At 67.1% G+C, this 14,979-nt stretch carries 13 protein-coding genes and 2 pseudogenes; 6 read left to right on the top strand and 9 right to left on the bottom strand.

Features of this window, described 5'->3' with window-relative positions:
- Window positions 1-73: 73 nt before the first annotated feature.
- Genes QGN30_RS24120 through QGN30_RS24135 form a run of 4 tightly spaced genes read right to left on the bottom strand, consistent with a single transcriptional unit; the run spans window position 74 to window position 4,079 of the window.
- Window positions 74-1,117: a CaiB/BaiF CoA transferase family protein gene (locus tag QGN30_RS24120; protein ID WP_014379134.1), complete on the bottom strand. Its 1,044-nt coding sequence runs from the start codon at window positions 1,115-1,117 to the stop codon at window positions 74-76.
- Entirely contained in the window at window positions 1,114-2,070 is a 957-nt protein-coding gene (locus QGN30_RS24125; RefSeq protein ID WP_067165598.1) for an LLM class F420-dependent oxidoreductase, read from the bottom strand. The genes QGN30_RS24120 and QGN30_RS24125 overlap by 4 nt, the downstream gene beginning before the upstream one ends.
- A complete protein-coding gene (locus QGN30_RS24130; protein ID WP_067165601.1) occupies window positions 2,055-2,501 on the bottom strand; it encodes a cobalamin B12-binding domain-containing protein in 447 nt (148 codons plus the stop codon). Before QGN30_RS24130 ends, QGN30_RS24125 begins: the two co-directional genes overlap by 16 nt.
- On the bottom strand, window positions 2,502-4,079 hold the full coding sequence (locus QGN30_RS24135; RefSeq protein ID WP_083014842.1) for a methylmalonyl-CoA mutase family protein: 1,578 nt from the start codon (window positions 4,077-4,079) through the stop codon (window positions 2,502-2,504).
- 69 nt (window positions 4,080-4,148) lie between these two features.
- Here QGN30_RS24135 and QGN30_RS24140 point away from each other — a divergent pair.
- From QGN30_RS24140 to QGN30_RS24150, 3 genes and pseudogenes are all read left to right on the top strand, one after another.
- A pseudogene (locus QGN30_RS24140) lies at window positions 4,149-4,448 on the top strand (SDR family NAD(P)-dependent oxidoreductase); the annotation flags it as partial.
- A gap of 67 nt (window positions 4,449-4,515) precedes the next feature.
- Window positions 4,516-6,063, top strand: a complete 1,548-nt coding sequence (locus QGN30_RS24145) for an IS1182 family transposase (RefSeq protein ID WP_248923482.1) — start codon at window positions 4,516-4,518, stop codon at window positions 6,061-6,063.
- A 150-nt stretch (window positions 6,064-6,213) separates the two neighbouring features.
- Window positions 6,214-6,738, top strand: a pseudogene (locus QGN30_RS24150) (SDR family oxidoreductase); the annotation flags it as partial.
- A gap of 3 nt (window positions 6,739-6,741) precedes the next feature.
- On the opposite strand, the gene QGN30_RS24155 reads toward QGN30_RS24150, so the two are convergent.
- The 3 genes from QGN30_RS24155 to QGN30_RS24165 are packed head-to-tail and all read right to left on the bottom strand — an operon-like array spanning window position 6,742 to window position 8,951.
- On the bottom strand, window positions 6,742-7,548 hold the full coding sequence (locus QGN30_RS24155; RefSeq protein ID WP_145012590.1) for a methyltransferase domain-containing protein: 807 nt from the start codon (window positions 7,546-7,548) through the stop codon (window positions 6,742-6,744).
- Window positions 7,549-7,607: 59 nt separating this feature from the next.
- Entirely contained in the window at window positions 7,608-8,309 is a 702-nt protein-coding gene (locus QGN30_RS24160; protein WP_067165676.1) for a M15 family metallopeptidase, read from the bottom strand.
- A gap of 42 nt (window positions 8,310-8,351) precedes the next feature.
- Window positions 8,352-8,951, bottom strand: coding sequence for a TetR/AcrR family transcriptional regulator (locus QGN30_RS24165; protein ID WP_145012593.1), 600 nt, complete (start codon window positions 8,949-8,951; stop codon window positions 8,352-8,354).
- A 61-nt stretch (window positions 8,952-9,012) separates the two neighbouring features.
- On the opposite strand from QGN30_RS24165, the gene QGN30_RS24170 reads away from it, so the two are divergent.
- Window positions 9,013-10,722 (top strand): CocE/NonD family hydrolase, encoded by a 1,710-nt coding sequence (locus tag QGN30_RS24170; RefSeq protein ID WP_248923481.1) that lies wholly within the window; start codon window positions 9,013-9,015, stop codon window positions 10,720-10,722.
- Between the two features lie 98 nt (window positions 10,723-10,820).
- Here QGN30_RS24170 and QGN30_RS24175 read toward each other — a convergent pair whose 3' ends face one another.
- A complete protein-coding gene (locus QGN30_RS24175) occupies window positions 10,821-11,708 on the bottom strand; it encodes a class I SAM-dependent methyltransferase (RefSeq protein WP_326567434.1) in 888 nt (295 codons plus the stop codon).
- A gap of 84 nt (window positions 11,709-11,792) precedes the next feature.
- Between QGN30_RS24175 and pdxR the strand changes: the two genes are divergently transcribed.
- Window positions 11,793-13,205 carry a MocR-like pyridoxine biosynthesis transcription factor PdxR gene (gene pdxR / locus QGN30_RS24180; protein ID WP_248923480.1) on the top strand — a complete coding sequence of 471 codons (1,413 nt, stop codon included), beginning with the start codon at window positions 11,793-11,795 and terminating at the stop codon, window positions 13,203-13,205.
- Window positions 13,206-13,255: 50 nt separating this feature from the next.
- Window positions 13,256-13,687 carry a tautomerase family protein gene (locus QGN30_RS24185; RefSeq protein WP_248923479.1) on the top strand — a complete coding sequence of 144 codons (432 nt, stop codon included), beginning with the start codon at window positions 13,256-13,258 and terminating at the stop codon, window positions 13,685-13,687.
- Window positions 13,688-13,692: 5 nt separating this feature from the next.
- Here QGN30_RS24185 and QGN30_RS24190 read toward each other — a convergent pair whose 3' ends face one another.
- Window positions 13,693-14,973 carry a cytochrome P450 gene (locus QGN30_RS24190; protein WP_248923478.1) on the bottom strand — a complete coding sequence of 427 codons (1,281 nt, stop codon included), beginning with the start codon at window positions 14,971-14,973 and terminating at the stop codon, window positions 13,693-13,695.
- Window positions 14,974-14,979 lie beyond the last annotated feature (6 nt).

The raw sequence follows: 14,979 nt of genomic DNA on the forward strand, positions 1-14,979 counted from the left end.
ACCAGCGAGACGTAGCCAGCGCCTTTGCGTCCAACGTCGACTTGTTGCGCGAAAATGGCCGATCCTGGCGCAACTACTCGACGCTCGGCAGTTCCGGCGGTGGACGGTACTCGGGTTCGTAGCCGGAGACGTGAATCGGGCTGCCCACCAGACGGAAATCACCCGCTGTCACAATCACTTCCGGGGTGGCCTCGAGGGCCTCGGGGAGGGTCCTGACGGCCGCGGCCGGAACCCCGAGCGGGCGCAGCCGGCGTTCCCACCCGGCCGCGCTGTCGGTCGCCAGCATCGCCGTGACGACGGCGAGCACTTCGTCGCGGCGGGCTACCCGCTCGGCCATCGTCTCGAAACCACCGATGCCTGCCTCCGCGGCGAACGACTTCCAGAACCCGTCATGGGTGATGAACAGCGCCAGATGGCCATCCGCGGTCGGAAACAGCTGAGCCGGAACGTAATACGAGTGCGCCCCGTGGGGGCGCCGCTGCGGCTCCACCCCACTGTTGAGGTAGGCGGAGGCGTGGTAGTTGAGCTGCGACAGCATGACGTCGCGCAGCGACACGTCCACCTGCCCGCCGGTGCCGGAGATGATCTTGGCCAACAGCCCCAACGCCGCCGACATTCCGGTGGAGTTGTCGGCCGACGAGTAGCCGGGCAGCGCCGGCGGACCGTCGGGGTCACCGGTCAGCGCCGCGGTGCCGACGCCGGCCTGCACCACGTAGTCGAACGCGGGGTCGTCGCCGCCGTACAGGCCGAAGCCGGTGATCGCCACGCAGACGATCCGCTCGTTGTGCCCTCGCAGCTGCTCGTAGGTGAGCCCCAACCGGCGGATGGCCGACGGCTTCAAGTTCACCAGCAGCGCGTGGGATTCGCCGACCAGGTCGCCCAGGCGCTGTTGTCCCGCATCCGAATTCAAATCCAGGCAGATGCTGGACTTGTTCCGATTGAGGCTGGCGAAGTACGTGGCGCCGACGCTGCGGGAGATCTCGCCGCCGGCGGGCTCGATCTTGGTGACCTCGGCCCCGAGGTCGGCGAGCAACATGGTGGCATACGGGCCGGCCAGCATGGTGCCGACCTCGAGGATACGGATCCCCGCCAGTGGCCCGGTGTTGCTGGGAGTCAACGCAATTCCGCGGCGAGCGAGGCGATCATTTCGCGGGTACGACGCTTGGACGCGACCAGCTCGTCCCGGTTGTCGCCGATGGGCAGCAGCCGCACCGACAGATCGGTCACGCCGGCATCGGCGAAACGACGCATCCGGGCCAGGATCTGTTCGGAGTCACCCGCCGCGCACAGGTCGCCGACGTCGCGCGCATCGCCGCGATCGAGCAGGCGCTGGTAGTTGGGTGACACCTCGGCCTCACCCAGGATACGGTTGGCCCGCTCCTTGGCCTCCTCGACTTGCGAAGGCGCACATAGGCATACCGGGATGCCCGCGACGATCCGCGGGGCGGGCCGCCCGGCGTCGGCGGCGGCCTTGGTGATCTTCGGCGCGATGTGATCACCGATCGCGCGCTCGTCGGCCATCCACAACACGGTGCCGTCGGCGAGTTCACCGGCGAGCTGCAGCATCACCGGCCCCAGCGCGGCGACCAACACCGGCATCGGGGTATCCGCCCCGATCGCCAGCGGGTTGTGCACGGTGAACGAATCGTTCTCGACATCCACCGGGCCCGGCCCGGCGACGGCGGTGTTGAGCACCTGCAGGTAATTGCGGGTGTAGGCGGCCGGCTTCTCGTACGGCAGGCCGAGCATGTCCCGGATGATCCAGTGGTGCGACGGTCCGACACCGAGGGCCAGCCGCCCGCCTGCCACCGCGTGTGTCGAAAGCGCTTGGCGGGCAAGCGCGATCGGATGCTGGGCCTGCAGGGGCACCACCGCGGTACCCAGCTCGATGCGCGAGCTGTGCGCGGCCATCAGCGACACCATGGTCAGGCAGTCGAAGTCGTTGGGCACCTGCGGCATCCACGCCGTGTCCAGCCCTGCGGATTCGGCCCATTCGATATCGGAGGCCAGCTTGTGCACCTTGCGGGCCATGTCGCCACGCTCGGCACCGATCATTACTCCGACGCGCACTGTTCCTCTTTTTCTGAAGCGGGTTCGTTCTCGGTGGATTCCGCCGTGCCGGTCAGCGCGCGGATATCGCGCACCAGGTTGTCCAGCGGTGTCCCGGTGGGGAATACGGCCGCGGCCCCGGCGGAGAGCAGTTTGGGGACGTCGGCGTGCGGGATGGTTCCGCCGACGACGACGGAGATGTCGGCGGCGTCGGCGGCGCGCAGCGCCTCGACGGTGCGCGCGGTGAGCGCCAGGTGCGCGCCGGAGAGGATGCTCAAGCCGACCACGGCGACGTCTTCCTGCACCGCGATCGAGGCGATGTCCTCGATGCGCTGACGGATACCCGTGTAGATGACCTCGAATCCGGCGTCGCGCAGGGTGCGGGCGACGATCTTGGCGCCGCGGTCGTGCCCGTCCAAGCCGGGTTTGGCAACCAGAACGCGAACGGCCACTTAGAACACCACCGGCTGCTGGAACTCGCCCCACACCGCTTTGAGCGCGGAGACCATCTCACCGACCGTGCAGTAGGCGTTGGCGCAGTCGATCAATTTGTGCATCAGGTTGTCGTCTCCTTCCGCGGAACGCGACAGGGCGGCAAGGGTGGATTGTACTGCGGCCGAATCCCTTTCGGACTTTACCTTGGAGAGCCGCTTGAGCTGAAGGTCACGCCCTTCGGCGTCGAGCTCGTAAGTGACGACGTCGTGTTCGGGTTCCTCGGTCACGAAGCGGTTGACCCCCACCACCGGGCGGGTGCCCGCTTCGACGTCCTGATGCATCTTGAACGCCTCGTCGGCGATCAGGCCCTGCAGGTAACCGTCCTCGATGGCATGGACCATGCCGCCGTGCCGCTCGAGGTCGGACATGATCTCGATGATGCGCTCCTCGGTCGCGTCGGTCAGCGCCTCCACGAAATACGAGCCGCCCAGCGGGTCGGCCACACTGGCCACGCCGGTTTCGTGCGCGAGGATCTGCTGGGTGCGCAACGCCAGGGTCGTGGTCTCCTCGGTGGGCAGCGCGAACGGCTCGTCCCAGGCCGCCGTGAACATCGACTGGACCCCGCCCAACACAGCGGCCATGGCCTCATAGGCCACGCGGACGATGTTGTTGTGGGCCTGCGGGGCATACAGCGACGCCCCGCCACAGACGCAGCCGAAGCGGAACATCGCCGCCTTGTCCTTCGTCGCCCCGTAGCGCTCCCGCACGATCGTCGCCCAACGCCGCCGTCCCGCACGGTACTTGGCGATTTCTTCGAAGAAGTCCCCGTGGGTATAGAAGAAGAACGAAATCTGCGGCGCGAACTGGTCGATCGTCATGCGGCCGCGCTCCACCACGGTGTCGCAGTAGGTGACGCCGTCGGCGAGGGTGAACGCCATCTCCTGCACCGCGTTGGCCCCGGCGTCGCGGAAATGCGCACCGGCAACCGAAATCGCGTTGAACCTGGGCACCTCGGCGGCGCAGAACTCGATGGTGTCCGCGATCAACCGCAGGGACGGCTCCGGCGGCCAGATCCACGTGCCGCGCGAGGCGTACTCCTTGAGGATGTCGTTCTGGATGGTCCCGGTGAGCTTGGCGCGCGGGATACCTTTTTTCTCGGCGGCGGCGACGTAGAACGCCAGCAGGATCGCCGCCGTGCCGTTGATGGTCATGCTGGTGCTGAGCTTGTCCAGCGGGATGCCGTCGAACAGGATCTCGAAATCGGCCAGGGTGTCCACGGCGACGCCGACCCGGCCGACCTCCTCGCCGAACTCGGGATCGTCGGAGTCGTAGCCGCACTGCGTCGGCAGGTCGAGCGCGACCGACAGCCCGGTCCCGCCCTGATCCAGCAGGTAGCGGTAACGACGATTGGATTCCTCGGCGGTGCCGAACCCCGAATACTGGCGGAACGTCCACAGCTTGCCGCGGTAGCCCGACGCGAAGTTGCCGCGAGTGAAGGGGAACTCCCCGGGCTGGGGAGGCTCCGCGCCTCTATCCGCCGGCCCATATACGGGCTGCAGCGGGATGCCGGAGGGAGTGTGGGCCGTATTATCCATCGGTGAATAACGTACTTGCAAAAAAAGAGAATGCCAATACCACACGCTTGACCAGGTCAAAGGAGACGAATGGCTAACAACGAGCTCGCCGATCGCACGGTGGTGATCTCCGGCGGGAGCCGCGGCATCGGACTCGCGATTGGAATCGCCGCGGCTCGCCGAGGCGCCAACGTGGTGCTGCTGGCCAAGACCGACACACCCCATCCGCGCCTGCCCGGGACGGTGCACACCGCGGCGGCTGACGTCGAGGCCGCCGGCGGGAAGGCGCTGGCCGTCGTGGGCGACGTGCGCCGCGAAGAGGACGTGCAGCGCGTGGTCGACGCGGCCGTGCAGCGGTTCGGCGGCATCGACGTCTGCGTCAACAACGCTAGGAGGCTGCTGAATTAATCCGCGTGGCGGGCGTGGTTGTGGTGGGGTATTTGGGGATGATTGGTGGGTGCAGGGTCGGTCTGATGATCAACGTGAGTTGTTGGATGCGGAGTCGGTTGCCGGTCATCTTCTGAAGGGCGGCAGCGTGTTTGGTTTCCTGGCGGCTCATCGCCGCCAGTTGTTCCCTGAGGAATTGTTCGCCGATCTTTTCCCGTCGCGGCGGGGCCGCCCGAGTGTGCCCGCTGAGGTGATGGCCAGTGTGATCACGTTGCAGGCTCTGCACGGTCTTTCCGATAACGAGACCGTCGATGCGGTCACGTTTGATCTGCGCTGGAAAGCCGCGTGCGGTCTGCCGGTTACCGCTGCGGCGTTTCATTCCACGACACTGACTTATTGGCGGCGCCGGCTGGCCGAATCAGATCGCCCGAACCGGATATTCGAGGTGGTTAAGGCGGTGGTCGCTCAATCGGGGGCGTTGTCGGGAAAGACGCGCCGGGCCTTGGACTCCACGGTCCTCGATGACGCGGTGGCCACCCAGGACACGGTGACTCAGCTCATCGGTGCGATCCGTCGTGTGGGCCGTGAGGTGCCAAGCGCCACCGAGGTCATCGCAGCCCACTGTTTGGCCCATGACTACAGCGACCCGGGTAAACCGGCCATCATCTGGGACGACGCCGCAGCCCGAGAGGCATTGGTCGATGCCCTGGTCGCCGACGCGCGGCGGCTGCTCACCCAGTTGTCGGGACAGCCGTTGGAGCCACGCGCCGCCGACGCGGTGGCGCTGCTGGCTCTGATCGCCGGCCAAGACGTCGAACCGGCCGAGGGCTCGGATGGCACTGACGGGCAGTGGCGCATCGCCCAGAGCGTGGCGCCGGACCGGGTGGTCTCCACGGTCGACCCGGAATCGCGCCACGTGCACAAATCACCGCACCGCCAGCAGGATGGATTCAAGGCGCATGTGGTGGTGGAGCCCGATACCGGCATCATCACCGGCTGTGCGCTGACCAAGGCCGCCGGGGTGGGCAACCACGAAGTGGCCGTCGGGCTGGCCCTGCTGGCCAACGAATCTGGGCCGATGACTGTGCTGGCTGATGCGGCTTATGGCTCCGGTGAATTCCGCGCCCAACTGGCCCAACGCGGCCACACCGACCGGGTCAAACCCCCACTGGCGCGCCGCGCGTTGGCCGGGGGGTTCACCGTCGATGATTTCACTGTCGACCACGACGCCCGCACCGCAACCTGCCCCAACGGGCTCACCCGACCGATCAGCCGTTCCGGTCGCGCTTTCTTCGGCAAGGCCTGCACCGACTGCCCGTTGCGGGCGCGGTGCACCCGTAGCCGCGCCGGCAAAAATCTGCTCGTCGGCCGCTACGACGCCGCGCTGCGCGCTGCCCGCCAAGCCGCCCGCGACCCCGACTGGCTCAGTGAATACCACCAGCACCGGCCTATGGTCGAACGCAGCATCGCTTGGCTCACCCGCGGCAACCGCAGATTGCGCTACCGCGGAACCATCAAAAACGACCACTGGCTGCACCACCGAGTCGCCGCAATCAACCTGCGCAGGTTAATCACGTTGGGCCTCAACCACACTGGAACCAACTGGGCCATCGCCTAAACCTAAACTCAGAGACTTGCGCGACACGCCACTGCCCTGCAACCCTTACCGCGGCGGGGTGATCTCTTGTGTCGACCTCAGGGTCACATCAGCGCCAAAAAGCGCCGCGAGGCACCCCGCCCCCAAAGACCACTAATTCAGCAGCCTCCTAGCGCCATCGCGACCGACCCGACGGCCGTGCTGTCGGCCAAGAAATACGACCTGATGCAGGAGATCAACCTGCGCGGCACCTTCCTGCTGACCAAGGCGTGCGTGCCCCATCTCCAGAAATCGGCCAACCCGCACGTGCTGACCATCTCGCCACCGATCAATATGAACCCCCGTTGGCTGGGCGCCCACCCGGCCTACACGCTGTCCAAGTACGGGATGACGCTGCTGTCACTGGGCTGGGCGGCCGAGTTCGCGGACGACGGGATCGGCGTGAACTGTCTGTGGCCGGAGACCTACATCGCCACCGCGGCGGTCACCAACATGGCCGATGGCGACCGGTTGGCCGCGTCGTCGCGCAGCCCCGAGATCATGGGCGACGCCGCCGTCGAGATCGTCTCCCGACCGGCCCGGGAAGCCACCGGCGAGTGCCACATCGACGCGACGCTGCTGCGATCCGCCGGGGTCGCGGACCTGTCCCGGTACGGCGGCGGCGAGCAGCCCATCCCGGACCTGTTCTTGGACTGATCCCTAGGTGCGGCAAAGGATTTCGCCGTGCGGGATGGCGATCCAGCCGTCGTCGGCGGCGGCCCATTCCCGCCACGCGGCGGAGATCTCCTCGAGCTGCGCGGGGGTGGCCAAGTCGAGGCTCACCAGGTCGCGGGCCACGGTGGAATGCAGGATTCGGTCGGCCCACATCCCACCCCACCATTCGCGCGTCTCGGCTGTGGCGTAGCACCACAGGCTGCCGGACGGCGTGATGTCCTCGAATCCCGCCTGCTGTGCCCAGGACAGCAGGCGCCGGCCCGCGTCCGGTTCGCCGCGGTTGGCGCGCGCGACCCGCTGGTAGAGCTCTCGCCACAACTCGAGGGCGGGCAGCTGCGGGTACCAGATGAAACCCGCATAGTCGGCGTCGCGGACGGCCACGATGCCGTCCGGCGCGCACACTCGCCGCATCTCGCGCAGGGCCCGCACCGGGTCGGCGACGTGCTGCAGCACCTGGTGGGCGTGGACGACATCGAATGTGTCGTCGGCAAAGTCGAGGTTGTGCACGTCGGCGGTGCCGAACGAGACGTTGGACAGATTGCGTTGTTGGGCTTCGGCGCGGGCCGCGCCCAGGACGTCCGCGACTTGGTCGACGGCGGTGACGGATCCGGGTGCGACGCGCGCGGCGAGGTCAGCGGTGATGGTGCCGGGCCCGCATCCGACGTCCAGCACCGACAGGCCCGGCTTCAGGTGTGCCAGCAGGTACGCCGCCGAATCCTCGGCGGTGCGGTGCCGGTGGCTGCGCAGCACCGACTCGTGGTGCCCGTGCGTATAACTGGCCCCGTCATTCATGGCGCCAGCTTACGGCGACGAGCCACATGATGAAATATGTGTCTCGCTATTTGAGACAGCTAGTCGACGGGGACGTTGAGGATCGGAAGGTCGGAACCGGCTCCCGGACCGTCGAAATGCCACCATTCGCCCGAATACACTTTCAGGCCGCCGTAGTTCATGGCGTTGCGCAGCGCGGACCGATTCGCCTTCGCGTCGGCGCTGATGCCCTGGGTGTTGAAAGCCGTTGCCCGCGGGGTGAAGTCGTCGAAGTCGGTGCCCATATCGGCGAGACAAAGCCCACCCGCGTGCTGTCCCGACGAACATGGCTGTTGCGTCGTCGTGAACGTCACATCGACCGAGCGTCCCGACTCATGGCTGCGCGCATACTGGCCCGGACGTGCCACCCAGGCGGGGTTGGGGACGAGGCTGAACATCTTGACCTGGACGTCGTGCGGCCGATAGCAGTCCCAGAAGACCAGGAGGTGCCCCTGCGGGCGCAGGGCGCCGGCCGCGGCGGCGAGGCCGGGGGCCATCGATTGGTGCACAAGGCATCTGGCATCGGATGGATACAGCTGCGTGTGAGTGAAATTGTTGGTCGTCGCGTAGCGCAGATCGAGCACCGCGTCGGGCACGACGGTGCGGATGTCGACGAAGCCGGCCGCTCGGGCGGCGTCGCTGACCGGCGGCACGTCGGGGCCGGCCTGGGCGGTCCCCACGCCGGAGACCGCGACCAGACCCGCGACGATCGCGAGCGCACGGACCCGGCGCAAAAAACGCATTCGGCCATTGTCGCAGTTGGTCACCCCGAGTTGCGTTATCTCCTACGAGATGTCGCCCTCGACATAGCGCTGCAGGTTCGGCGCCATCGCCGCCACCACCTGGTCCTCGGACATGGACGCGATCGGCTCCATCTTCCAGACGTAGCGCAACAGCGCGAAGCCGATCAGCTGGGTGGCGATCAGCCCGCTGCGCCGCAGTCGTTCGTCCTCGTCGGCCCCCAGGGTGGACCCGCCGATCAGACCTCGCTCCACGATCAGCCGCAGCTTCTCCCGGGTCTTGTCTTCATGGGCGGCGGTCAGCACCACCGCGCGCAGGATCGGACCGACCTCGTCATCGGTCCAGGTGTCCAGCACGGTGCGGATCAATTGCCGGCCGAGGTCGGCCTTGGGCGTCGCCCATGTCGCGGCCACCGAGTCGAGCCATTTCTGCGGCGGCGTGGTGGCGGCATCAAGCAGGCCCTCCTTCGAGCCGAAGTAGTGGTAGATGAGCGCCGGGTCGACGTCCGCGGTCCGGGCGACGGCCCGAATTGCCGTTCCGGCCCAGCCATTTTCGGCGAATTCGTCGCGAGCGGCGGCCAGGATGCGCGCCGCCAGCACACCGCGCTCGTCGCGCGGACCCGGGACGATCGATCGTGTCGGCACCGCCTCACCATACCCGAAGTTTCATCTTGCGTTGAGACTAATCTCAACGTAGCGTGAAACTATGACACCGCTCAACGGTCCGCAGACCACGGGCCGCGAATACCGGAATCTCAGCGAGCCGCAGTACGCGTCGCGCACCGACATCAACACCGCGATTGCAATGCGCGACGGCACAACACTTTTGGCCGACATTCACCGGCCCGATGCCGACGGCCGCTTCCCGGCGCTGCTGGCAGCCTCGCCATATCCGCGGCAGATGCAGGATCTCGGCGCGCCCGCGGGGTTCATCGAGGCCGGCAGGACCGACTTCTGGGTGCCACGCGGCTACGTGCACGTCATCGCCAACCTCCGCGGCACCTGCGGCTCCGAGGGTTCCTTCAACTTCTTCGACGCGCAGGAGCGCCGGGATGTGCACGACTTAGTGGAGTGGATCGCGGCTCAGCCGTGGTGCGACGGGAACGTCGGAATGATCGGCATCAGCTACTTCGCGATGACCCAACTCGAGGCGGCTGTCGAGCGGCCGCCTCACCTCAAAGCGATCTTTCCCCTGGCCGTGACCAGCGACCTGTACGAGGGCGCCAACCATCACGGGCTGTTGAGTTCGTCTTTCATCACACCGTTTCTCGCCATGATGGGCCTGACTGCCGACCGCAGCGACAAGCTGTGGCGCAGCAAGCCAATCGGGCTGGCGCGACGCGTGCTCAAGAGCCCGAGGGTGCACAAGAAATTCGAGACCATGAACGGCGAGGCGGCGGTCACCATGCTGCGCCAACTGCTCAGGCTGCCGCACAATCCCCATCCGTGGGACGAACTATGGCAGGAGGCGGTGGTCAAGCACCCGACGCGCGACGAGTGGTGGGATGAGCGAAACCTGTTGCCACTGCTCAAGGAAATCGACATCCCGGTCTACCTGGGGTGTGATTGGCAGAATGTGCCGTTACACCTGCCTTCGACGTTCGCAACCTGGAAGCGGCTGTCGGGCAACGGGTGTGTGCGGATGGGCATGCTCGGCGAGTTCGGGCTGACGTGGCCATGGGAAAGCATGCACACCGAGGCGCTGGCCTGGTACGACCATTGGCTGAAGGGGCGCGACACCGGGATCACCGAGGGGCCACCGATCCGCTACTTCCTGCCGGGCGCCGACGAGTGGCGAACTGCCGACTCCTGGCCGCCCTCGCAAGCCCCGCATCGCGAGCTGGCCCTGCGCACTGACGGCGTTTTGGATGCCGACGAAGGGGAGCCGGGCGGTCGCGAATTCATGGTGTTGGGATCAGGCCTGGGCCGCATCAAAGCCAGCGAGATCGATCCGCCGTCGATGTTGGCATGGACCAGCGCGCCGCTGAGCCAGGATGTCGATGTGGTCGGCGATGTCGCGCTGCGGCTGGTTGCCTCGGCGACGGCGATCGATACCGCGTGGATGGCCACGCTGCACGACGTGGCGCCTGATGGGGAAGCGACCGACGTGACCGCAGGCTGGTTGCGCGCCAGCTTGCGCGAGGTCGACGAAGCGGCCAGCCGCCCGGGTGCGCCGGTGTTGCCCTGCAAAAACCCGCAAGCGGTGCCGCTGGGCGAGGATGTCGAGTATCGAATCCCGTTGGTGCCCAATGCTCGCCGGTTCAAGAAAGGCCAGCGCATCCGCCTGACGCTCACCAGCGACGACCAGGACCCAGCGACACCGGCGATCATGAACTTCCGCCATGCCAGCGTCGGCACGTCCAGCTTGAACACGGTGCGCTCGTCTTCGAGGTTATTCATTCCGGTGCTCGGGTAGCCAACGGCAGTGCCGGCGGCGGAAACGTCATCTGCTGCCAGCAGGTGGAAAGGCCCTTGCAGGTTGTCTGGGCCGTAAGGGCGTGGCCGGGTCGCGCCTCATCCGCGTTCTGCGGTCGCGACGGCGAGCCAGTCGTCGGCCGACAGCCGGCTTGCGCGCGACGGGTCGTAGCGCCGCAAGAGCGCAGGCACACTCACGTGCTCGCGTAGTTCAAATCCGTGCTCTGCCAATGTCACGGTCAGGTCGGCCTCGGTGAAGTCGGTGCGATACGGTTCGCCGCGCCTGGCTACCATCCGGGTGATCCGGCCCGCGCTTTTCCACGGCGTGCTGGCGCTGACGACGCCCGCCGCGATATGGTCCAAAACCAGTCGACTCCCCGGGGCGCAGAGTCCGGCGAGGTCGGCGAGCGTCGCGTCGATGGCCCCGCGCGTCAGGTAGGGAGTAACTCCAAGCCAGACCACGAGGGCCGCCGCGGTGGGGTCGAAGCCGGCGGCGAGCAGCGTTTCACGGAGCGCGTTCTGTTCCAAATCACAAGCAACCCAGTGCATTCGGCAGTGGTGCTGCGGTGGCAACAACCGTTCGACGACCGGTCGCTTCTCCGCTTGAGTGGCCGGCGCGTCGACCTCGAAGATTGTCACCGCGGTGTCGGCCCGGCGAAGGCTGGTGGTGTCGAAGCCCGCACCCAGCAGCACGAGTTGGCTGATTCCTGCGCTGATCGCGGTCTCACATGCGTCGTCGACGTAGCGCACCCGAAGCGCGATGTGGGCGTGCAGCCCTCCCCACAGCCGGTCGAAGATCCGAAGCGCGGCGTCGGCTGAGCGCCAGTGCGTCAGCAGGGCGCGCAGCGCGCGGTGCCTGACGAAACGCCGGGAGTACGTGTCGTCCACCAGGCGGCGCCCCGATGGCCGCAGCGTTTCCGCTGCGCGCTGGAACGCATTGACTTCGGCGGTCCAACTCGCTGCGCGATCTAGGCGCCGAGTGCCCACATCAACCATCGACTCCCCTTTGCAACGAACTGCCCGCTATTCGACGCTATCCAGCAGACCGGCCCATCGGTAAGGTCCAATTCGATGGCGAATTCTTGGACCAGTCGCGATACCGGAGTCGACCTGCACCTTGACCTTCCCCCGGGGCGGGGCCGGCGCGCAGCGCTCGAAGATGCTCTGCGACAAGCTATCCGGGGTGGACGCCTCGCCGCGGACGAAGTGCTGCCGTCCTCGCGTGCCCTCGCCACACAACTCGGGCTTGCCCGCGGAACGGTCGTCGAGGTCTATGCGCAACTGGGAGCCGAGGGATACCTCCGCACCCGTCCAGGTGCGGCGACCCAGGTGGCGGGCGGCCCGCACCTTCAGGCGCCGACCCATCCCGCGCCGGTTATCCACCGCTACGCGGCCGATTTTCGCCTCGGCCGTCCGGACCTCAGCATGTTCCCTCGCGCCGAATGGCTACGCGCGCTGCGCCGGGTCCTCGAGGTCACTCCCCACGCCGAGCTCGGGCCGGCGGATCCGCGGGGGTCACCGCGCTTGCGCGCGGCGCTGGCCAACTATCTGGGTCGAGTGCGCGGCGTGCTCACTACCGGGGAGCACATCGTCGTCTGCAGCGGGTTCACGCAGGGGCTGCGTCTGGTGTGTGACGCGCTGGCCGCGAGCGGGGCCCGATCGGTCGCCCTCGAAAATCCCTGCCTGCCCGACCATCGCGCGACGGCGGTGGCGAGCGGCCTCACCGTCGAGCCCCTCGACGTCGACCACGGGGGTGCGCGGCCCGAGGGATTCAACAAACGCGTCGCCGCGGCGGTGCTCACCCCGGCACACCAGGCTCCGCTCGGTGCAACGCTCGTTGCCGACCGACGCACCGAGTTTGCGCACATCGCCGCCGCCCGAGGCGCGTATCTGATCGAGGACGACTACGACGGGGAATTTCGCTACGACCGCCACCCCGTCGGCGCGCTGCAGGGCCTGGCGCCCGAGCACGTCGTCTACGCGGGCAGCGCCAGCAAGAGCCTGGCGCCCGGCCTGCGCCTTGGCTGGCTCGCGCTGCCCGCCGCATTGGTCGACGGGGTGGTCGAAGCCAAGCGCCGCGCCGACCGTGGAACCGACGTCCTCGCGCAGCTGACGTTCGCGGAGTTGATCGAATCCGGTGCGCTCGACCGGCACATCAGACGGATGCGGCGGCGCTACCGCAACCGCCGCGATGCCCTCGTCGCAGCCCTCGGCCGCTGCGCCCCCGGGATGCCGGTGTTGGGCATCTCGGCCGGCCTTCACGCCGTTGTCGCGCTCCCCGAGCGCATTTCGGAGGCCGACGTGTTGAAGGTCGCGCACGGACGCGACATCGCCCTCACCGGGCTGAACCCCTTCTGGCACGGCACAAGCCGCCACACGGACGGAATCGTCATCGGATACGGGACACCGCCCGAGCACGAATACACCACGGCACTCGCGCATCTCGAGCAGTTCCTGTCGACCGTGGCCGGCCGTAGCGGCTAGCCTCGATGCTGGGCCATCGATACCGCAGGAAGTCACGAGGAGGTGCGGCAATGCCGATGATCGACGTGACGTTCGTGCGTGGCTCGGTGGACCAGGACGCGCTGAATCGACTGGCCGACGAGTTGGTCACCGTGTTGCTGCGGGCCGAACGCGCCCCGGACACACCGTTTTTGCGTGACAACACGTGGGTGTATCTACACGCGCTAGACCCGGAGGCGCTCTCGGTGGACGGTCGGGGTCCGGGCGCGCCCCGGTTCAGGGTCGATCTCACGGTGTTCGACGGCGCACTGTCGCGGGACCGCAAGGAACAGCCGGCCGCCGACGTGCACACCGCTATCTGCGCCGCGGCGGGAATCGAGCCGCAAGGCCCGATGGCCTTTCATGTGTGGACGTTGATCCACGAGATCCCTGAAGGGAATTGGGCCGGCGGCGGCAATGTCATCTACTACCAGCAGGTGAAAGGCCTTGTGGCGGAGGATTGATGCGGTCAGCCGGCCGACGTGAAGTCGATGTGCAACTCCGTCAGGCCGCGCAGCAGGAACGTCGGCTCGTAGTGGTACTGACGGTTCCCAGGCGATCCGTGCTTGGCATCGCTGATGGTGAAATCGCGGGTGCGGTCGAGGATCCGGTTGATGGTGATCTGTCCTTCCACCCGCGCCAGCGGCGCGCCCGCGCAGGTGTGAATGCCCCGACCGAAGGCGATGTGTTCGCGGACGTTCTTCCGGTCGGCACGAAACTCGTTGGGACTGTCGAACTTTCGCGGGTCACGGTTGGCCGCGCCCAGACAGAGCATGAGGACCGTGCCGGCCGGGATGCGTACCCCGCCCAGAGTGGTGGATTTACGCGCCAGCCGGAAGTCGACCTTGGTCGGGCTCTGCATGCGCAGCGCCTCTTCGATGAACGTGCCGATCAAGCTTCGATCTGAACGCAGCCGCTCCTGCAGCTCGGGATCATCGCCGAGGATCTGCACCGACGAGCTCAGCAGTTTGGTCACGGTCTCCTGCCCGGCCGCGAACAAGAATGTCGCCGGCCGGACGACCTCCAACAATGGCGGGATCGAGCCATCGGGGTACGTTGCGGTCGCGAGACCGGTCAGCACGTCTTCGCGGGGCCGTTGTCGCCGGTCGTCGATGTAGGCGCTGAACAGCTCGTCGAGGTACTGCAACGGGTTGCTGCCCACCGGTTCGTGATCCAGCGCGCCCACCCGGGCGCCCGGCGCATTGCCGGCCCCGAGATTGCGGCGGATCTCCGGGCGGTCCTCCTCGGGAACCCCGAGCAGGTCGGCGATCGCCAGCGTCGCGAACGGCTTTGCGTACTCGCTGAGGAATTCGCAGTGGCCGTTGGCGATGAACTCGTCGAACTGCCGGTCGGACAATTGCCAGATGTAGTCCTTGTTTTCCTGCAGCCGGCGTGGGGTCAGGAGCCGCCCGAGTAGGGAACGCGCCTTTTCGTGCTCGGGCGGGTCCATGACCACCATGTGCTCGAAGATCGGGAATTCGTGGCGATGCGCTTCGATCTGCTCACTGATGTCGTCGCCTTCCGGGGTGAACGGTAGCGGCGGGAACGGGCCGCCGATCGCGTTGACCGCGGAAAAGGACTCGACGTCTTTGAAGGCCGCCTGCACTTCCTGGTAGCCGGTCACGGCCACGACCCCGTAGTGGGGTTCGCGGCACACTGGTCCCTGGTTGCGCAGGTACTCCCAGTAGTCATAGGGGTCTTGCGCGACGTCGGTGTCGGTGAAGTAGTCGACGTTGGCGAGCTCGGTCATGAGTCC

Source organism: Mycobacterium sp. 3-98 (assembly GCF_035918355.1).
Lineage (GTDB): Bacteria > Actinomycetota > Actinomycetes > Mycobacteriales > Mycobacteriaceae > Mycobacterium > Mycobacterium intracellulare.